General features: G+C 59.0%; 22 protein-coding genes and 1 pseudogene. 18 read left to right on the top strand and 5 right to left on the bottom strand.

All coding sequences use genetic code 11. From position 1 onward, the window contains the following. Positions 1-11 precede the first annotated feature (11 nt). Entirely contained in the window at positions 12-506 is a 495-nt protein-coding gene (locus BN871_RS00470; RefSeq protein ID WP_048743653.1) for an antibiotic biosynthesis monooxygenase, read from the top strand. A 62-nt stretch (positions 507-568) separates the two neighbouring features. Here the strand turns inward: BN871_RS00470 and BN871_RS27300 are convergent, their stop codons facing one another. From BN871_RS27300 to BN871_RS00460, 4 genes are all read right to left on the bottom strand, one after another. Continuing rightward, the gene (locus BN871_RS27300) at positions 569-745 is read right to left on the bottom strand and encodes a hypothetical protein (RefSeq protein ID WP_157054003.1); all 177 of its coding nucleotides are present in this window, start codon (positions 743-745) and stop codon (positions 569-571) included. Positions 746-1181: 436 nt separating this feature from the next. Continuing rightward, on the bottom strand, positions 1182-1343 hold the full coding sequence (locus tag BN871_RS27295) for a hypothetical protein (RefSeq protein WP_157054004.1): 162 nt from the start codon (positions 1341-1343) through the stop codon (positions 1182-1184). 84 nt (positions 1344-1427) lie between these two features. After that, positions 1428-2576: a cell wall metabolism sensor histidine kinase WalK gene (locus BN871_RS00465; protein ID WP_048743651.1), complete on the bottom strand. Its 1149-nt coding sequence runs from the start codon at positions 2574-2576 to the stop codon at positions 1428-1430. Positions 2577-2739: 163 nt separating this feature from the next. Continuing rightward, entirely contained in the window at positions 2740-3444 is a 705-nt protein-coding gene (locus BN871_RS00460; RefSeq protein WP_048743650.1) for a response regulator transcription factor, read from the bottom strand. Between the two features lie 195 nt (positions 3445-3639). On the opposite strand from BN871_RS00460, the gene radA reads away from it, so the two are divergent. From radA to pssA, 3 genes and pseudogenes are all read left to right on the top strand, one after another. Next, a complete protein-coding gene (gene radA, locus BN871_RS00455) occupies positions 3640-5016 on the top strand; it encodes a DNA repair protein RadA (protein ID WP_021878520.1) in 1377 nt (458 codons plus the stop codon). A gap of 17 nt (positions 5017-5033) precedes the next feature. Next, positions 5034-6110, top strand: a complete 1077-nt coding sequence (gene disA / locus BN871_RS00450; protein ID WP_021878521.1) for a DNA integrity scanning diadenylate cyclase DisA — start codon at positions 5034-5036, stop codon at positions 6108-6110. Positions 6111-6218: 108 nt separating this feature from the next. Continuing rightward, a pseudogene (gene pssA, locus BN871_RS00445) lies at positions 6219-6963 on the top strand (CDP-diacylglycerol--serine O-phosphatidyltransferase). Positions 6964-7196: 233 nt separating this feature from the next. Here pssA and BN871_RS00440 read toward each other — a convergent pair. After that, positions 7197-7592 carry a hypothetical protein gene (locus BN871_RS00440; protein WP_021878523.1) on the bottom strand — a complete coding sequence of 132 codons (396 nt, stop codon included), beginning with the start codon at positions 7590-7592 and terminating at the stop codon, positions 7197-7199. A 305-nt stretch (positions 7593-7897) separates the two neighbouring features. Between BN871_RS00440 and BN871_RS00435 the strand changes: the two genes are divergently transcribed. The 14 genes from BN871_RS00435 (at position 7898) to rplK (ending at position 19271) form a co-directional block, all read left to right on the top strand. Next, positions 7898-9010, top strand: a complete 1113-nt coding sequence (locus BN871_RS00435) for a PIN/TRAM domain-containing protein (protein ID WP_021878524.1) — start codon at positions 7898-7900, stop codon at positions 9008-9010. A 49-nt stretch (positions 9011-9059) separates the two neighbouring features. After that, complete coding sequence (gene ispD / locus BN871_RS00430) at positions 9060-9842, top strand: 2-C-methyl-D-erythritol 4-phosphate cytidylyltransferase (RefSeq protein WP_083436161.1); 783 nt, start codon at positions 9060-9062, stop codon at positions 9840-9842. A gap of 2 nt (positions 9843-9844) precedes the next feature. Beyond that, positions 9845-10327: a 2-C-methyl-D-erythritol 2,4-cyclodiphosphate synthase gene (gene ispF, locus BN871_RS00425; protein ID WP_048743647.1), complete on the top strand. Its 483-nt coding sequence runs from the start codon at positions 9845-9847 to the stop codon at positions 10325-10327. Positions 10328-10583: 256 nt separating this feature from the next. Next, complete coding sequence (gene gltX, locus BN871_RS00420; protein ID WP_048743645.1) at positions 10584-12059, top strand: glutamate--tRNA ligase; 1476 nt, start codon at positions 10584-10586, stop codon at positions 12057-12059. A 491-nt stretch (positions 12060-12550) separates the two neighbouring features. After that, positions 12551-13234, top strand: a complete 684-nt coding sequence (gene cysE, locus BN871_RS00415; protein ID WP_174806382.1) for a serine O-acetyltransferase — start codon at positions 12551-12553, stop codon at positions 13232-13234. Positions 13235-13251: 17 nt separating this feature from the next. Continuing rightward, complete coding sequence (cysS, locus tag BN871_RS00410) at positions 13252-14730, top strand: cysteine--tRNA ligase (RefSeq protein WP_021878528.1); 1479 nt, start codon at positions 13252-13254, stop codon at positions 14728-14730. After that, positions 14727-15188 carry a Mini-ribonuclease 3 gene (locus BN871_RS00405; RefSeq protein WP_048743642.1) on the top strand — a complete coding sequence of 154 codons (462 nt, stop codon included), beginning with the start codon at positions 14727-14729 and terminating at the stop codon, positions 15186-15188. The genes cysS and BN871_RS00405 overlap by 4 nt, the downstream gene beginning before the upstream one ends. Further along, entirely contained in the window at positions 15178-15966 is a 789-nt protein-coding gene (rlmB, locus tag BN871_RS00400; RefSeq protein ID WP_048743641.1) for a 23S rRNA (guanosine(2251)-2'-O)-methyltransferase RlmB, read from the top strand. The genes BN871_RS00405 and rlmB overlap by 11 nt, the downstream gene beginning before the upstream one ends. 5 nt (positions 15967-15971) lie before the next feature. Further along, positions 15972-16493: an NYN domain-containing protein gene (locus tag BN871_RS00395; protein ID WP_021878530.1), complete on the top strand. Its 522-nt coding sequence runs from the start codon at positions 15972-15974 to the stop codon at positions 16491-16493. Between the two features lie 300 nt (positions 16494-16793). Continuing rightward, a complete protein-coding gene (sigH, locus tag BN871_RS00390; RefSeq protein ID WP_048743637.1) occupies positions 16794-17444 on the top strand; it encodes an RNA polymerase sporulation sigma factor SigH in 651 nt (216 codons plus the stop codon). Between the two features lie 376 nt (positions 17445-17820). After that, a complete protein-coding gene (rpmG, locus tag BN871_RS00385; RefSeq protein ID WP_021878532.1) occupies positions 17821-17970 on the top strand; it encodes a 50S ribosomal protein L33 in 150 nt (49 codons plus the stop codon). A gap of 17 nt (positions 17971-17987) precedes the next feature. Beyond that, complete coding sequence (gene secE, locus BN871_RS00380) at positions 17988-18197, top strand: preprotein translocase subunit SecE (RefSeq protein WP_021878533.1); 210 nt, start codon at positions 17988-17990, stop codon at positions 18195-18197. A 24-nt stretch (positions 18198-18221) separates the two neighbouring features. After that, entirely contained in the window at positions 18222-18755 is a 534-nt protein-coding gene (gene nusG, locus BN871_RS00375; protein ID WP_048743635.1) for a transcription termination/antitermination protein NusG, read from the top strand. Between the two features lie 90 nt (positions 18756-18845). After that, the gene (gene rplK, locus BN871_RS00370) at positions 18846-19271 is read left to right on the top strand and encodes a 50S ribosomal protein L11 (RefSeq protein WP_021878535.1); all 426 of its coding nucleotides are present in this window, start codon (positions 18846-18848) and stop codon (positions 19269-19271) included. The last annotated feature ends 62 nt before the right edge of the window (positions 19272-19333 follow it).

The raw sequence follows: 19333 nt of genomic DNA, 5'->3' as shown, positions 1-19333 counted from the left end.
GGCGAAAGGATATGATCGTCGTCACGAACACGATTCAGATTAAGTCGGGCTTTGGAGAACAGGTGGCGGAAAGGTTCAAAAATCCGAAAGGCGTCCATACGATGCCGGGCTTCGCGGGCATGGAGCTGCTGCTCGACCGCAAGGAGGAATCGGACGAGCTGAAGGTCGTGACGCATTGGACGGACAAGGCCAGCTTCGACAACTGGGTGAACAGCGATTCGTTCAAGCAAGCGCATGCGCGGCGGGCTCCTGAGGGAGCGGAGAACGCAGCTCCGGCCGGAGGAGCGCAGCCGATGGGCGGCACGGCGGCAGACGGGACTCCGGCATCAGGGCATGCTGCGTCAGCAGCGTCGGGGCATCCTGCTGGAGCCGGCGGCCATGACGGCAGCGGCGCTCCGGAAGCGGGGCATGGAGCCGCAACGGCAAGCGCGCCGAATCCAAAGGATCTGATGCTTGGCTCCAAGCTGAGCATTCATGAGGTTCTGTTCCGTCTGGGAGCGGAATAGTAAAAAAGCAGTCTCCTCTATGTGGAGGAGACTGCTTTTTTGTTGTTCGCCGCAGTCCGTCATCAGCCGTGGCCCAGCGGCAGGAAGGGCAGAAGGAACAAGCCGAGTATGCTTCCGCTGACAGTAATCCAGAGCAGCGCGTAGCGGTTTCGAAGCACTCCCTTGCGGACACAGTGCATGACAAGGCCGACGAAGAGCAAGGCGATGGCGATCAGGGCGAGTCTCAGCAGATCGGGCATGGGATGTCCCTCCTTGGGATCATGGAAATGAGTTCGCATGACGAGCTTGTACGGGCTCTAATCCGTTGTATATAGGCTTAGCATCGGCCATTGAATCGCAGGTTATACGTAGAGGCGGCTGGTTCTAGGAAGCGGCGAAGAGGGGGAATCCTGGGTGAATGCAGCCATTTTTTGAATGCAACGGTCGTATTTCTATCTTATTTAAGCTTCTATCGATCGGTGCAGGAGCTTATTTCTCTATTTTTATTTATTGCCGCAGGTTGAATTTAGGAAGTAATAAATTGAAATGAAATAGAACGATTCAACTTTATAGTTGTATATGTTCAACCTAAAGGATGAAACCGCAAAAAAGATAGGAATAATTGAATTCCCACCTTAAATTAGCGACGAATTATGAAATGGTTAAGGACTGAACGGCCGTACAGCCAGGGCGCGATCAGTGGCCTTTCATGAAGGAAGGGCCCAAAATGACGGCGAGCTGGGCGAGAGCGACAGCGCTCCAGAGAAGCGCTTGGCGAAGCGGGACTTTGCGGTTTTTCCATTGGAAGGCTGCTCCCGCGGACAATGTCAGAACGACAGCGAACAAGAAGGTCCTCATGCATTCCATCCCCTTTGCACAGGTAATGAAACCAGTATAGAGGCCGGTTCTTAACATCGGGCCGACGGTGATCTTAACTTATTCTTAATCGCCCGCTCCGGCTTCTGCCGGTTGGGCGTCTGAGCCGCAAGGAAGAGGAAGGCGGACGATGAATTCGGTCTTGCGCCTGGAGCTGGTTGCGGACGCCGTTCCTCCATGCAGATCCAGTATGCTCTTGACGATGGCAAGCCCGATGCCGCTGCCGCCTGTCGCCTTGGAGCGGGAGGCGTCGACTCGGTAGAAGCGCTCGAATAGCCGCGGGAGCTGGTCCTGCGGAATCGGCTCGCCATAGTTGCGGAAGATGATTTCCGCAGCAGGCTCAAGCTCGTCCCTGCGCAGAAGGATGTCCAGCGCCCCTCCGTCTGCCCCATAACGAATCGCATTGCTGATCAGATTCTCGAAGACGCGGAGCAGCAGCTCCGGATCCGCATCCACGATGAGGGGGCCGTCTGCGGGATGGACGCGGCAGGCCATGGCGGCTTCCTTTAGCGCCGGCATGAATTCTTCGGCAAGCTGCCCGAGAAAGGGGTTGAGATCGACGGTTTCGCGCTGGAGCGGAAAACCGCTGCTGGTGACGCGGGTATATTCGAACAGATCGTCGATCAGCTTGCGCAGCACGAGAGATTTTTCATAGGCGATATGGACATACTGCCGCATCTCGACCTCGTCGCGGTAACGGTCGTCCTCGATATATTCCAGAAACCCCAGCACCGAGGTGAGCGGGGTGCGAAGATCATGGGACACGCCGGTAATGAGGTCGTCCTTGGCTTGCACGGCAGCCCGCTCCTCTTCCTGGGCGAGCTGCAGCCTGCGGGCCATTTCGTTGACGCTGCGCGCAACGACCCCGAGCTCATCGCTGCTGCTCTCGTCGATGCGGTGGGACAGATCTCCTGCCGAGATCGCCTGCAGGGCGCTCGTCAGGGTGTCGAAGCGCTTGATGATGCCCCTGGACAAGGAAAAGAACAAGAAGATGAACAGCAGCAGTCCGAAGATGACCCGAACCGGGCCGGAGCCGATTCCATTGATGGTGTAGGCAAGCGCCTTCGTCAGGAAAAAGGATTTGGACGGATTGAACCGGATAAGCTGCTCCGCCAAGTAATTGCCCAGCAAAAGAAGGACTCCCATGCCGAGCAGGCTGGCGGCGAAGCTGAGGATGAATTTCCATAGAAAGGTTTGAAAGATGCGGCTGGCCAAAGATGTGCCTCCCTCATAAACGGACGTCGTTCTGCGGCTTGGCGAGTTGAATGTGGACGATGAGCCGGCGGCCGGGACATGCCGGACCCCGACATGAGCATCGGCATCATGACAATGCGTCCGGGTATTGGAGCTCCAACGTATCGATGCTCCCGCTCCCTCTCTACAGCTTCTCCATTTTGTAGCCGACGCCCCATACGGTCTTGATGTACCTGGGATGCCTCGGATCGGCTTCGATCTTCTCCCTCAGCTTGCGGATATGGACCATGACGGTATTTCCCGCTTCAAAAAAAGTTTCCTGCCAAATCATCTCGTACAGCTGCTCGATGCTGTACACCCGGCCGGGATTGCGCCCGAGCAGCTCCAGGATGGAGAATTCCCGGGGCGTAAGCCGCACCTCCTGGCCCTCGACCGTCACTTCCCGCGTCGCGGAGTTGAAGGTGACGCCGTCGATCGTGACGGCATCCGGCGAGGCGGCGTCGCCGGCGGCGGCTCCATAGATGCCGTATCGTCGCAGCTGGCTTTTGATCCGGGCGAGCAGCTCCAGAGGGCTGAACGGCTTGGACACATAATCGTCGGCCCCGACGCTGAGGCCGTGGATTTTATCGATCTCCTCGCTTTTGGCGGACAGGAAGATGATCGGCATCTGCCGGATTTCCCGAATCGCCATGCAGGTGTCGATTCCGTTCATGCCGGGCATCATGACATCGAGCACGACGAGATCCACTTTTTCCTTCCGGATGATGTCCAGAGCCTCTCCGCCGCTTGCAGCGGTCAGAAGACGGAACCTTTCCTGCTTGAGGTACAGCCCCATCAGCTTGACGATTTCGGGCTCGTCATCGACGAGCAGCACCGTTTCTTCGTTCATGGCCCACCGCTTCCTCTCTCTCTTTTCTGTCAGTATAACGGAAAAGATCTTATCTTTTTCTTAGATTCCCGGACATCGTCGAGAAAGGAGCGCAAGCGGCTCCTTCTCGAAAGAATGTTCGCATGATTTTCTTTTGTTGCGGCCTCTGAAATGGTAAACTTTGAAGGTACGTCATATCCGTAAAAGGAGCCTTCGATGGCCAAACTAAAAGTGAAATTCGCCTGTACGGAATGCGGAACGGAATCGCCCAAATGGCTGGGAAAATGCCCCGGCTGCGGCGCCTGGAACACGATGGTGGAGGAAAAGGAGACGGTGGTCAAAACCGCCGGCGTCGGATTATCCTCTCCAATGGCCCGCGGGACGAAAGAAAAGCCGCGTTCCATCATAGACATAGATACCGGGCATGAGCCCCGCATCGAAAGCAGCATCGGGGAGCTGAACCGGGTGCTGGGCGGCGGGGTCGTGCCCGGCTCCCTCATACTCGTCGGCGGCGACCCCGGCATCGGCAAGTCGACGCTGCTGCTGCAGACCTCCCATGCATTGTCGGCCGCCGGACTCAAGGTGCTCTATATATCGGGCGAGGAATCCGTTCGCCAGACCAAGCTCCGCGCCGATCGCCTCGGCGCGCTGAGCGCGTCGCTGTTCGTGCTCTGCGAGACGAACATGGAGCATATCAATGATGCCATCGATACCGTCCAGCCGGATTTTCTCGTCATCGACTCGATCCAGACCGTCTATGACCCCAGCGTCCAGTCCGCACCGGGCAGCGTCGCCCAGGTGAGGGAATGCACGGCCCACTTCATGCGCGTCTCCAAGCTGGGCGGCATTGCGACCGTGCTGGTCGGACATGTCACCAAGGAGGGAGCGATCGCCGGCCCGAGGCTGCTGGAGCATATGGTGGACTGCGTCCTTTACTTCGAGGGGGAGCGCCATCATTCCTACCGCCTGCTTCGCGCCGTCAAAAACCGCTTCGGCTCCACCAACGAGATCGGCATCTTCGAGATGGGCGAGAGCGGGCTGCGCGAAGTGGCGAACCCGTCGGAGCTGTTCCTGTCGGAGCGGCCTCTGGGCGTCTCCGGCTCCACCGTCGTGGCGAGCATGGAGGGCACGAGGCCTGTGCTCGTGGAGCTCCAGGCGCTGGTCGCGCCTACGCATTTTCCGTCGCCGCGACGGACGTCCACCGGCTACGACCACAACCGGATGGCGCTGATCATCGCCGTGCTCGAAAAAAGAATCGGGCTGTTCCTGCAGACGCAGGATGCATACCTGAACGCCGCCGGCGGAGTGCGCCTTGACGAGCCCGCTGTCGATCTGGCCGCCGCCGTGGCGCTTGCTTCCAGCTTCAAGGATGCGCCGACGCGTCCATTCGACGTCGTCTTCGGCGAGGTGGGGCTTACCGGCGAGGTGCGGGCTGTCTCCCGAGCCGAGCAGCGGGTCAAGGAAGCCCAGAAGCTGGGCTTCAAGCGGGTCATCATGCCCGAGAAAAGCCTCAAGGGCTGGAAGCCGCCGGACGATATAACGATTGTCGGCGTGAATACCGTATCCGAAGCATTGCGCGCGGCGCTGGAATAGGGGGTTCGCTGGAAATCATGAAAGAGAACAGAGAGATCGAAATTACGAATCAGCTGCTGCAGCTGGTCGCGCCGGGCACCGCTTTCCGCGAAGGGCTGGACAATGTGCTGCGGGCGAAGACAGGCGCGCTGCTCGTCGTCGGCTACAGTCCCGAGGTGATGGAGGTCGTGGACGGCGGTTTTTCCATCAATTGCGACTTTTCCCCGAACTATCTGTACGAGCTGGCCAAGATGGACGGGGCCATCATCCTGAGCGAGGATCTCAAGAAGATCCTGTATGCGAATACGCAGCTGATTCCGGACCCGTCGATTTCGTCGATCGAGACCGGGATCAGGCACCGCACCGCGGAGCGGGTGGCCAAGCAGACGGGCAAGCTGGTGGTATCAATTTCGCAGAGGCGTAATATCATCACCTTGTATATGGGTAATCTAAGGTATTCCCTGAAGGACATGGGCGTTATTCTTACGAAGGCGAATCAGGCGATCCAGACGCTGGAAAAGTACAAGGCGGTGCTGAGGCAGTCTTTCACGAATCTGTCGGCGCTTGAATTCGAGGAATTGGTGACGCTGCAGGAGGTCGCGCATGTCATCCACCGGGTGGAGATGGTGCTGCGGATCAAAATGGAGATCAAGCGGTACGTCAACGAGCTCGGCACCGAAGGCCGTCTGATCAGCATGCAGATGGAAGAGCTCATCGGAGGCGTGGAGGAGGATGCCTGGTTCCTGCTCAAGGATTACGCCCGCGACAACAGCGACGAGAAAATCCGGGACATCCGGACCGGGCTCAAAAAGCTCAGCAACGACGAGCTGATGGACGCGCCTCATGTCATTCGGCTGCTCGGCTATCCGCAAGGAGCGACGATCGCAGATGAGGCCGTCCATCCGCGCGGCTACCGCCAGATGTACCGGATTCCGCGGCTTCCGCTCATCATCATGAACAATCTGATCGAGAAATTCGGAAATCTGCCCAATATCGTCATGGCTACGATCGGCGAATTGGACGAAGTGGACGGAATCGGCGAGGTGCGCGCCCGGGCGATCAAGGAAGGATTGCGCCGGATTCAAGATCAAATGTTCATTGACAGACAAATCTGATTCCCCTAGAATGGGGGAATGCCGACAGGAGGGCTTGGATGATGGTGGATTTTTTTCCATCGATGTCCATGATATCCCAAGGCATAGTAGAGATGAGGTGGAAATGAAGTGTTTGCAAAATCATTGCCGAGTCTTTTTACCATAGGCAACCTGTTCCTCGGGATCGTCGCCATCATTATGGTGTTCAATGAAAAGCCTGAAGTCGCCGCCATGATGGTCATCGTCGCCATGCTTCTGGACGGGGTCGACGGCCGCGTCGCCCGCGCGCTCAATGTTCAAAGCGAATTCGGCAAGGAGCTCGATTCCTTGTCCGATATCATATCGTTCGGTGTCGCCCCTGCTTTCATCATGTATGTCGTGGCATTTCAGGATCTCAGCTCGCAGCCGGCCGCCTGGATCGTGACCGCGATCTTCCCGATCTGCGGCGCGCTCCGGCTCGCCCGGTTCAACGTCATCTCCGGCATTCCGGGCTACTTCGTCGGCCTGCCGATTCCGGCAGCAGGGGGCGTTCTGGCTACGCTGGCTCTGTTCTACACGGATATCCAGCCCTGGGTGCTGATGGCGAGCACGCTCGTTCTCGCGCTGCTGATGGTCAGCACGGTGAAGTACCCGAACTTCAAGAAGATCGGACTGCCCAAGGGCGCGATCTGGAGCATACCGATCGTTGTCGTCATTGCGGTCGTGCTCGGCGTCGCTTTCCCGAACCAGATCTCCAAGATCATCTTTGTGCCGCTGCTGCTCTATGCGCTGTACGGCCTAAAAAAAAAACGTTAATGTCCAGGGACGCCTGCGCCGCCGCAGATCCCGCCGTTCCGAAGGCGAAGAAGAGAACGTCCGCAAGCGGAGCGTCTAGCATCCTCCTGCCGCTGGCATGGATCGGCTCCTGCGATGCAGCAGCGACTTCCTGACCCGGTGCCGAATTTCGGTGCCGGGTTTGTTGGTTGTATATGGAGCTTCTGTCCTGCCTGAGATGAGGCTCGCCGATTGCCGGCCACAGCCTTTCTCATTGGAGAAAGCAAATAAAAAGCAGTCCGTCCTCCATTGGAGAATGGACTGCTTTTTCAATGTCCGGATAGGAATTCCGGTTCAGGTCAAATTGAAAATGCCGAGCGTAGAGCATTTATCGGATTCGGCGGACAGAACCTCGCCGAGATCGATTTCCAGCAGATTGCAGAGCGCGGACATGTAGAACAGGTGGCGTCCCAGCTCGTTTTTCAGCACATCACGGCAGTTCTCGCACACATGGCCGTCCATGTGTGTGCCCAGAAGCTGCTTGGCGCTCTCAAGCTCGGGATCGTCCGAATAAGGCTGCTTGCTGGCCTGGATTTCAATACAGCCGCATTCGGTCACGGCTTTCGTGACAGCGCGGTTGACAGCTGCGCCCGTCTGTCCGAACTTGGACAGGACATCGAGCATGCTCCGGTGACGCAGGAGCAATTCCGATACTTGCTGCTGAAACTCTTGGAGCGTTGGAGCGCTCATCGGTATCCACCTCTTTCGCGATTTTTGCTGCTATGGGAATGCATGTCATGGGACGAGCATGCGATTTCATCCGCCGTATGCTGGACGGCGATGGCCTGAATCCATTATAAGCCCGCCCTGTCCAGAATACAAAAACGAAATCGCCATTATGAGAAATCCTTCATGACGCGTCTTTCGCAGGACTTGCGGCGCATGGACGGGAATGAGGCCCGCCCGTCGCCTGCTGCTGCAAAATTGTTGCTTGGATGCGACGGTTTAGCCTTCTCCAAATTGGAACATACTGGCTAATGGAGGTGGCATAAGCGATGATAAAACGTATTCTGCAATTACTCGGTATCGTATTCGGCGGCATGATCGGCTCTCAGTTCGGCAATGGAACAGGCGGAGCGCTTCCGGCCGGCCTTGGAAGCTACAGCCCTCTCGCAGGGAGCTACGGTTCTTTCGGATTTTACACCGGCCTGGCGACAGGCGCGCTGGCGGGCCTGCTGCTGGCGACCGCCCTTGCCGGAAGACTGGAGAGAATGCTCGGGGAAGGCGTGCGGCGCGCTTCCGACATGCCGGCGGCGGATCTGCTGGCAGGCGCTGCGGGATTGACCGGCGGCCTTGTCCTTTCGGCTCTGCTCTATCCCTCGGTATCCCAGCTTCCGGGGGCGGCGGCGACGATCGCTCCGGCGCTGCTGACTTTGGGACTCGGCTACGTGGGACTGAGCGTCGGGCTGAGGAAGAAGGAAGAGCTGACGGAAGGGCTCCACGCGATGATGCAGCCGAAGGCGCTGCCCGTTCCGGAGAAGGAAGAGCATGTCAATTTCGAAGAGCACAAGATCATGGACACAAGCGTCATCATCGACGGCCGGATCGCGGATATTTGCAAGACCGGCTTCATCGAGGGGACGCTCGTCATTCCCGAGTTCGTCCTCGAGGAGCTGCAGCATATCGCCGATTCCTCCGATCTGCTCAAGCGCAACCGCGGCCGCCGCGGCCTGGACATCTTGAACAAGATCCAGAAGGAGCTCGACGTGAAGGTTCTCATCTACGAAGGGGACTTCGAGGAGATCGGCGAGGTGGACAGCAAGCTCGTCAAGCTGGCCAAGCTGCTGCGGGGCAAGGTGCTCACGAACGACTTCAACCTCAACAAGGTTTGCGAGCTGCAGGGAGTGTCGGTGCTGAACATCAACGATTTGGCCAATGCGGTCAAGCCGGTCGTGCTGCCGGGCGAGGAAATCGTCGTGCAGATCATCAAGGACGGCAAGGAGCATGGACAAGGAGTCGCCTATCTCGACGACGGCACGATGATCGTCGTGGAGGGCGGCAGGGATTACATCGGCATGACGATGGAGGTGCTCGTGACGAGCGTGCTCCAGACTTCGGCGGGACGGATGATCTTCGCAAAGCCCAAGCTGTTGGAAAAAGCGCTGTAACAGGGTATGATAGGGAATAAACGTTACAGCGGGAAGTGAGCTTCGGAAGATGGACAAGCAATATGGCGGCGAGCAAGCCGCAACCTCTCAGGCCGCCCCGGGCGCCGCGTCTTCGGATGCGGCGCTTGTCGGCTTCCGGGAGGCCTGCTGGGGAGCCGTCATCGTGGCGGCCGGACGCGGCACGCGGATGGGCACGCCGGAGAGCAAGCAGTTCCTGCTGCTGCGGGGCAAGCCGGTGCTGGTCCATACGCTGGAGCTGTTCCAGAGGATGGACGCCATCCGGGAGATCGTGCTCGTCACGGGAGCGGCGGATGCCGAACGTTGCCGCCGCTGGTGCGGGGAGTACGGCTTGACCAAGGTGGCCGCGATCGTGGAGGGCGGCTCCGAGCGCCAGCATTCCGTGCGGATCGGCCTGGACTCGCTCTCGGCGGATTGGGCGCTTGTCCATGACGGCGTCCGGCCGCTCGTCAGCGAGGCTGCGGTGTCCGCTTGCCTGGCGCGTGCCGAGGAGACCGGCGCGGCCGTGCTCGCCGTGCCGGTCAAGGACACGATCAAGAAGGTGGACGCGGCGGGCATCATCGAATCGACGCCGGACCGGAGCAGCTTGTGGGCGATCCAGACCCCGCAAGCTTTTCGCCGCGCCCGTCTCAGGGAAGCCCATGAACGGGCGCTTGCGGACGGCTTTCTCGGTACGGACGACTCCATGGTCGTGGAGCGGCTCGGAGATCCGGTCGCCGTAGCCGAAGGGGAATATACGAATATCAAGATTACGACCCCGGAAGATCTGCCCTACGCGGAATTTCTTCTGGAGCAGAGGGAGAGGGGACGATAGAGATGATTAGAGTGGGACAAGGATTCGACGTGCATCAGCTGGTGGAGGGCCGTCCATGCATTATCGGGGGCGTCGCCATTCCATTCGAAAAAGGGCTGCTCGGCCATTCCGATGCCGACGTGCTGCTGCATACCGTAGCGGATGCGGTGCTCGGCGCGCTTGCGCTCGGCGATATCGGCAAGCATTTCCCGGACACCGATCCGGCGTTCAAGGATGCCGACAGCGTCAAGCTGCTGGAGCATGTGTGGGCGCTTGCAGTCCAGCGGGGATATGCGCTCGGGAACCTGGACTGCACGATTATCGCGCAGGCTCCCAAAATGGCGCCGTACATTCCCGCGATGGTGGAAGTGATCGCCCGCGTGCTGGGAGCGGAGCAGGACCAGGTGAACGTCAAGGCGACGACGACGGAACGGCTCGGATTTCCCGGACGGGGCGAGGGAATCGCCGCTCAGGCGGTTGTCTGCCTCGTGAAAAATATGCTATGATGGCACTTATTTTAGGCGGTTAAGTGCAGCCGTACAGTCCGCTCAGGCAAGCGGAACAGGATACCGACCGGCTCGCTGTCGAACCCGTATTTCCTCATCCTGCTTATGCGCAGTGGAACTCGGTTTCATAGGCGGACGCCGCGTTTTCACCTCCATGTTGCCGCTGCCTCCAGCGCCGCAATGGTTCCACTTACATAAATAGCGTTCATAGGGCGAGGCCCCGGGACGAAAACAAGAACGAAATGGGGAATTCAAGATGGCAGACCAAGGAACGCAGGAAATCCGCGTCCGTTATGCTCCGTCGCCGACGGGGCATCTGCATATCGGCAACGCGCGCACCGCGCTGTTCAACTATCTGTTCGCCCGCAGGCACGGCGGCAAGTTCATCGTCCGCATCGAGGATACGGACGTGAAGCGCAACGTGGCCGGCGGCGAGGAGAGCCAGCTGAAGTACATGAGCTGGCTCGGCATCACCTGGGATGAAAGCATCGATGTCGGCGGCGGCTACGGACCGTACCGCCAGACCGAACGCCTCGACATCTACAGCCGGTACTGGCAGCAGCTGCTCGACGAGGGCAAGGCTTACCGCTGCTACTGCACGGAAGCAGAGCTCGAGCGGGAGCGGGAAGAGCAGAGCGCGCGCGGCGAAACCCCGCGCTATTCGGGCCGCCACCGAGATCTGACTGCCGAGCAGCAGGCTGCCTTCGAAGCGGAAGGACGCGTCGCGAGCATCCGCTTCCGCGTGCCGGAAGACCGCACATATACATGGAACGACATGGTCAAGGGAACGATCAGCATCGACACCAAGGAAACCGGAGATTTCGTCATCGTGAAGAAGGACGGCATCCCGACCTACAACTTCGCGGTTGCGGTCGACGACCATCTCATGAAGATCTCCCACGTGCTCCGCGGCGAGGACCATATCTCCAATACGCCGCGCCAGCTGATGATCTACGAGGCTTTGGGCTGGGAGCCGCCGCTGTTCGCCCACATGACGCTGATCGTGAACGAATCCCGCAAGAAGCTGAGCAAGCGGGACGAGTCCATCATCCAGTTCATCGAGCAGTACGAGAATCTCGGCTACCTGCCGGAGACGCTGTTCAACTTCATCGCCTTGCTGGGCTGGTCGCCGGAGGGCGAGCAGGAGCTGTTCACCCGCGAGGGGCTCGTGGAGGCGTTCGACGAGTCGCGCCTCAGCCGCAGCCCGGCCGTGTTTGACACGAACAAGCTGGCCTGGATGAACAACGAATACATCAAGTCGCTGGAGCTTCCCCGCCTTGTCGACCTCTGCCTGCCGCATCTGCAGAAGGCGGGCCGGGTATCGGAGGCGCCTGAGGCCGGCGAGCGCGAATGGGCGGCCGACCTGATCGGCCTCTACCGCGACAAGCTGCGCTGGGGAGCCGAGATCGTGCCGCTGACCGAGCTGTTCTTCCTGGAATCGTTCGAGGACGAGGCTGAGGCTGTCGCCGTGCTGGAGGAAGAAACGGTGCCGACGGTGCTGGGAGCCTTCCTGTCCGGCGTCGAGACGCTGGAGCCCGAAGCCTGGAACGAGGAGGGCATCAAGGCGCTCATCAAGTCGGTCCAGAAGGAAACCGGCTGCAAGGGCAAGTCGCTCTTCATGCCGATCCGGGCCGCGGTCACCGGGCAGACGCACGGACCGGACCTCAACCGCACCATCTCGCTGCTGGGCCGGGCCAAAGTCGCACAGCGCCTGCGCGCCCGCTTGGGCTGAGGACGGCCCCGCATATATTTCCGCGCTCCGGCTTCTTGCACTTTGCGGGTTATCGGGTATACTACAAGTAATTGAACCTTTTTACAGGCTTTGACCAGGAGAGAACCGCCATATCCGGGATTGCAGAGAGGACAACCGCCACGCATCCGGCCGCAGCATATCGCGACGCGCCGGGAAGGTGACGGCTGGGAGTTGTCCATTCCGGCGGCGGGTTCATGCACCTGCGAGCCTTGCTCCGATCTTGCGGAAGCTTCTCTTCCGCTCGGGTAGGCGGCAACGCATGGCCGGCGTTACAGGCTACGAGACAGGGCCGCCAGGCATCCTGACCCGCTTGAGACCGCTTCGCGCGCGTTTCTCCCGGGCGGATGCGGCCCTGTGCCGCAGAGTGGGACCGCGTCTGTACGCCTCTGCAGCCTTCGGGCTGCGGAGGCTTATTTTTTGATTGGACGGAAGAAAGCTTGGATCATCTCGCCCGAAGGGGGCTGAAGCCGATGTTGCGTCACATGAAATCCGATATACGGGCCGTGTTCGACAACGACCCCGCTGCGCGCAGCGTGTTCGAGGTGATCTTCACCTATTCGGGACTGCATGCCATCTGGGCGCATCGCGCCGCGCATTATTTGTTCAAGCGCAAATGGTTCACGGCCGCCCGCATCATCTCTCAGGTCAGCCGGTTCATGACCGGAATCGAAATCCATCCCGGGGCCAGAATCGGCAGCCGCCTGTTCATCGACCACGGCATGGGCGTCGTCATCGGGGAGACTTGCGAGATCGGGGACGACGTCATCATCTATCAGGGCGTCACCCTCGGCGGCACGGGCAAGGAAAAGGGCAAGCGCCATCCTACCATAGGCAGCAATGTCGTCATCGGCTCGGGAGCGAAGGTTTTAGGATCGTTCCAGGTTGGAGACTATTCCAATATCGGTTCCAACGCCGTCGTTCTCCGGGAGGTGCCCGAGAACAGCACGGTCGTAGGCAACCCGGGCCGCATCGTCAAGCGCAACGGAGAAAAGGTCGGCGACAGGCTCGACCATGCGAAGCTGCCCGATCCGCTCATCGAGATGATCCGGAGCATGCAGAATGAAATCAATTCCCTCAAGGCGGAGGTCGACCGGCTCAAGCAGCCTGCGGCGCCCGTTCGTGAATATATGGAGGAACCGGTGAAATTCCGGTAAGCGGAGGCGAAGCGTAAATGAGTTTGGAAATCTACAATACGATGAGCAGAACCAAGGAAACGTTCAAGTCGCAAGAGCCGGGCAAGGTCAAAATGTACGTATGCGGCCCGACGGTCTACGACTATATCCATATCGGCAACGCGCGGCCCGCGATTTTCTTCGACGTCGTGCGCCGTTATCTGGAAGCGGTCGGATACGAGGTCAACTACGTCGTCAACTTCACCGACGTGGACGACAAGATGATCCGCAAGGCGGAGCAGCTCGGCATTACGGTGCCGGAGCTCGCGGACACGTTCATCTCCGCCTATTACGAGGACACGGAAGGGCTCGGCGTCCGCCGTGCGTCGCTGAATCCCCGCGTCATGGAGCATATGCCGGAAATCATCGCTTTCGTCCAGGATCTCGTCGACAAGGGAGCGGCCTATGAAAGCGGCGGCGACGTCTATTTCCGGACGAAATCCTTCGCGGACTACGGCCAGCTCTCCCACCAGAACATGCAGGAGCTGCAGATGGGCATCCGCATCGGGATCGACGAGCGCAAGGAGGATCCGCAGGATTTCGTCCTGTGGAAGGGCGCCAAGCCGGGAGAGATCAAATGGGACAGTCCATGGGGGCCGGGCCGTCCGGGATGGCATATCGAATGCTCTGCGATGGCGAAGCGGCATCTGGGCGATACCCTCGACATCCATGGCGGAGGCAACGACCTGCAGTTCCCGCATCATGAGTGCGAATGCGCCCAGTCCGAGACGCTGAGCGGCAAGCCGCTCGCCAACTACTGGATGCATAACGGCTTCATCAACATCGACAACCAGAAGATGTCCAAGTCGCTCGGCAACGGCATTACGGTCCATGACATGCTGACCCGGATCAAGCCGGAAGCGATCCGTTACTTCATGCTTTCCGGCCATTACCGTTCGCCGCTCAACTTCAGCGACGACACGGTAGAGCAGGCGCTCGGCAGCGTGGAGCGGATCGCCAATTGCCGCACCAACCTGCTGCACCGGCTGGCGGCGGTCGGCGGTTCCATGGAAGCCGATGCAGCCGTCGATGCCCCAGGCAGCCGCTCCGCCGGCCTAGGCTCGCTCCGGTTCGTGCCGGATTCCGGAAATGCCGAGCTGGATGAACGGCTTCTGGAGCTGAGCGGCCGCTTCACAGCCAAAATGGACGATGATTTCAATACGCCCGATGCCATCACGGTGCTGTTCGATCTGGTGACCGAAGCGAACCAGCATCTGCAGCGGCCTGTGGTGACGGCCCGGGAGGCGCTTGCGCTCATCGCGCTGATGGACGCCATGGACCGCGTGCTCGGCTTGCTTCCGGCCGCGTCCGAACAGCATGGACTGCTGGATGCCGAGGTGGATGCGCTGATCGTCGAGCGGACGGAAGCGCGCGCTTCGAAGAACTGGAAGCGCGCGGACGAAATCCGCGACCTGCTGGCAGAGCAAGGCATCCTGCTGGAGGACACTCCGCAGGGCATCCGGTGGCGCCGCAAATGAACGAGCCTGTGAAGGAACAAAGCCGCGAGCTTCCCTACGAGCCGCCTTCCAAGACGCCGGAGCTGCTGAACCCCATCGTGCTCGCTTACGCCGGCGATGCGGTGTTCGAGCTGCTGGTGCGCCAGCATCTGCTCGCCCAGCCGAATCTCAAGCCGCATCATCTCCATCGCGAGGCGACCGGAATGGTGTCGGCCAAAGGGCAGCGGCAGCTGCTGGAGCGCTGGGCGCCGATGCTGTCGGAGGAGGAGGCCGACATCGTCAGGCGCGGCCGCAACGCCAAGTCCGGCCAGTCTCCGCGCAATGCGGATCCGGCCGATTACAAGCAGGCGACCGCTCTGGAGAGTCTGATGGGGTATTTATATTACAAAGGCCGGACCGAACGGATCCGGGAGTTGATGGCGGCCGCTTTCTCCGAGAAGGAAGCGGAACGCGGAAAGGAGACTGGGAATGGCCAGTGACAGGCAGAAGAAGGAACAGAACGACCAGAACGAGCAGGAGCAGCAGGAATGGATCGCGGGCAAACATCCCGTCCTGGAGGCGCTCCGCTCGGGCCGCGAGCTGAATAAGATCTGGATCGCCGACACGGTGCAGAAGCCGTCGGTATCCCCGATCATGGCCGAAGCCAAGAAAGCGGGAATCGTCGTCCAGTTCGTGGACAAGCGCAAGCTCGACCAGCTGGGCCTTGAAGTTTCCCATCAAGGGGTCGTAGCCCAGGCGGCGGCCTACCGGTATGCCGAATTGGAAGAGCTGCTGCAGAGGGCCAAGGACCGCGGCGAGACGCCACTGCTGCTCATTTTGGATGAGATCGAGGATCCGCATAACCTGGGCTCCATTCTGAGGACGGCGGAATGCACCGGCGTGCACGGAGTCATCATTCCGAAGCGCCGCGCGGCCGGCTTGACGGCAACCGTATGGAAAACCTCCGCCGGAGCGGCCGAGCATGTGCCGGTGGCGCGAGTGACCAATCTCGCCCAGACGATCGAGAGCCTGAAGCAGGAGGGAATCTGGATTGCGGGCGCGGACGTGTCGGCGCAGCAGGATGTGTACAAGACCAGCTTCGACCTTCCGCTTGCCCTCGTCATCGGCAACGAAGCCAAAGGCATGGGACGGCTGATCCGCGAGAAATGCGATTTCCTCGTCAAGCTCCCGATGCTGGGCCAGCTCAATTCGCTCAACGCCTCCGTGGCCGCCGGCGTGCTCATGTACGAGGTCGTCCGGCAGCGCCGGGGCGTCTAGCTGCCGTGTCCCGCCAGTCGGACGTCCTGCTGGTCGACGGCTACAACATCATCGGCGCCTGGCCGGAGCTGGAACGCTTGAAGGAAAGCAATCTGGAGGAGGCAAGGGACCGGCTGCTCGATCTGCTGGCCGACTATCAAGGCTATACGGGACATCAGGTGTACGTCGTGTTTGACGCGCATCAGGTTCCCGGCAGCCGCTCGGCCTACAAGCAGCACAAGCTGACGGTCGTATTCACGAAAGAAAAGGAAACGGCGGACGAGTGCATCGAACGTCTCGTCACCGAGCTCAAGAAGCGAAGCCGCCATATCTATGTGGCGACCTCGGATTCCGTCGAGCAGCATGTGGCGTTCGGCAAAGGCGCCCTGCGGATCTCGGCCCGGGAGCTGGAGCTGGAGCTGCAGCAGAACCGCCGCGAGATCGACAAGTCGCTGCGTTCCGACAGCGCCAAATCCCGCAATACGATCGATGCCAAGCTGTCGCTGGAAATGCGGACGATGCTGGAAAGAATGAGACGGGGGGAATGAATGGACGGAACTGGCGATTGATGGAGATAGGCGTGTAAGCTTATCTGCCTCCGCAATAGCTTTTTCCAACCATCTGTTTACAATTTTTCAAGATCCTATCGGTTATAGAACGCTCGTTTGCGTTGACGATGTCAAGAGAGGTCTTGTATACTGTCCTTATTATTTCTGGCAAAATTGTCCGCTTTTCCGCCGCTTGTCGCCGCCTGGCTTTCCAGTCCGGACGATAGCGGAAGGAGAGCTTTCCTGACTTAAGAAAAATAGACCTTGCAGTGCACGCTTTGCAGGCCGGAGGGATAGTTGGTGAGCATCGACCTCAGAGAATGGAGTACGCACGATTATGACTGCCGAACGGATGAAGACGTTGTCGAGGCGGTGCGGACGGGCGACAGCGAAGCGCTGGAATATCTGATCAACAAATACCGGAATTTCGTTCGTGCCAAGGCCCGCTCTTATTTCCTTATCGGAGCGGACCGGGAAGACATCGTGCAGGAAGGCATGATCGGGCTCTACAAGTCCATCCGCGACTTCAAGGGTGACAAGCTGGCTTCCTTCAAAGCTTTTGCGGAGCTGTGCATCACCCGCCAAATCATAACCGCAATCAAGACGGCGACCCGGCAGAAGCATATTCCGCTGAACTCCTACGTTTCGCTGGACAAGCCGATCTATGATGAAGATTCCGACCGCACGCTGCTGGATGTCATCTGCGGCACCCGCGTCAGCGATCCGGAAGAGCTCATCATCAATCGGGAGGAGTTCGACGGCCTCGAGGACAAGATGTCCGAGATTCTGAGCGATCTGGAACGGAAAGTTCTCATGCTGTATCTGGACGGCCGCTCCTACCAGGAGATCGCCGTTGATCTGGACCGGCACGTCAAGTCGATCGACAACGCCCTTCAGCGAGTGAAGCGCAAGCTGGAGAAGTACCTCGAGCTGCGGGACGTCAGCTGTTAGGCTGCCGCCCTGATCCTGAACCTGCCTGCTTTCAAGACCCGGATGACGGGTCTTTTTTCTTTTCCGCGCCGCCTGCTGCCGATGGAAGGCCGTTTAGAAGTCTATCAAAACGGCTATACTTGGAAACAGCGATGAAAGCAGCGCGCCGTCCTCCGGTCCCGATGCCGGCAAGGGCTGTCCGCCGCCTGCCTCTCCAGCCTTCCCGCCGCTCTGCGTGCGGCTTCCGGGCCGCCCGGACGCCTTCCATTTTGCATTGACATGCAAGAATCCGTTATGATAAGGTACTTAGAGTGACTCGGATCAGGCCTGAGGCCCTCTCGGGTCCTATCGCACGTTGTTTGACGAAGCGCACTCTTAAGATCGGGAGGTGACCTAAATGCGGGTTATTATCACGCTTGCATGCACGAACTGCAAGCAAAGAAACTACACGAACACCAAGAACAAGCGCAATCACCCCGACCGCATGGAAATGAGGAAGTTCTGCAAGTTCTGCAACGAGCATACTCCTCACCGCGAGACGAGATAGTCAGGAGGTGGGTTCAGGTGACTTTTATCGCAAAGCTGAAGCAAAACTTCGGATCGACGTTTGGTTTTTTTGCAGACAGTTGGGCTGAGCTGAAGAAAGTTCGCTGGCCAAACCGTAAAGAGTTGACAAGCTATACGATCGTTGTACTCGTCACGATCGTGTTTGTGACGATTTACTTTTGGCTTCTTGACATCGGGATCTCATCTCTGGTTGAACTGATTGTTTAAGAAGGGTCCAAAGGTGGATTGTTAATGGAAAAAAGATGGTATGTGGTTCATACTTACTCGGGCTATGAGAACAAGGTGAAAGCCAACCTCGAGCGCCGCGTCGAATCGATGGGCATGGAAGACAAGATCTTCCGCGTGCTGGTTCCGATGGAAGAAGAAATCGTGAACAAGGACGGGAAGAAGAAGACCGTCATGCGCAAAGTCTATCCGGGATACGTCCTGGTGGAAATGATTCAGACCGACGATTCTTGGTATGTTGTTCGCAATACGCCTGGCGTAACGGGATTCGTGGGCTCTACAGGTTCCGGCTCCAAGCCGACGGCACTGCTTCCGGAGGAAGTGGACGCCATTCTCAACCATATGGGAATGTCCGAGCCTAAGCCGAAGATGGAATTCGAGCTGAAAGAAACCGTTCGCGTTACAGTAGGTCCGTTTGCTAACTTTGTCGGCGTCATTGAAGAAATTCAAATGGACAAGAGCAAGCTGAAAGTCCATGTCAACATGTTTGGTCGTGAAACCCCGGTTGAACTTGACTACACACAGGTCGAGAAGGTATAATGAACCGGTTTCCGGCCTCCGGATTCATCCGGATGGCGGCATGAGCATTTCATGTCAGGCAACTGACTTCGATCGCAGGAGGTGTAACACATGGCAAAGAAAGTCATCAAACTCGTCAAGCTGCAAGTTCCGGCAGGCAAAGCCAACCCGGCTCCGCCAATCGGTCCTGCGCTCGGTCAAGCAGGCGTCAACATCATGGCGTTCTGTAAAGAGTTCAACGCGCGTACGGCTGATCAAGCCGGCCTGATCATTCCGGTCGTCATCACCGTATTCGAAGACCGCTCCTTCACGTTCGAGACGAAAACTCCTCCAGCAGCCGTACTGCTCCGCGTAGCAGCAGGCATCGAGAAGGGTTCCGGCGAACCGAACAAGAAGAAGGTCGCTACGGTCAACCGTTCCAAGGTCCGCGAGATCGCAGAACAAAAAATGCAGGATCTGAACGCTGCATCCGTAGAAGCTGCAATGCGCATGGTCGAAGGTACTGCCCGCAGCATGGGCGTAACGATCGTCGACTAATCCAGGACGCGCCTCGAGGCGCGGCGTCACAGCGGGACCGCTTGGTTTCGCAGTGGGAGGGA

The organism is Paenibacillus sp. P22, assembly GCF_000469945.2.
GTDB lineage: Bacteria > Bacillota > Bacilli > Paenibacillales > Paenibacillaceae > Paenibacillus_O > Paenibacillus_O humicus.
This window is presented reverse-complemented; position numbering and strand designations above follow the sequence as displayed.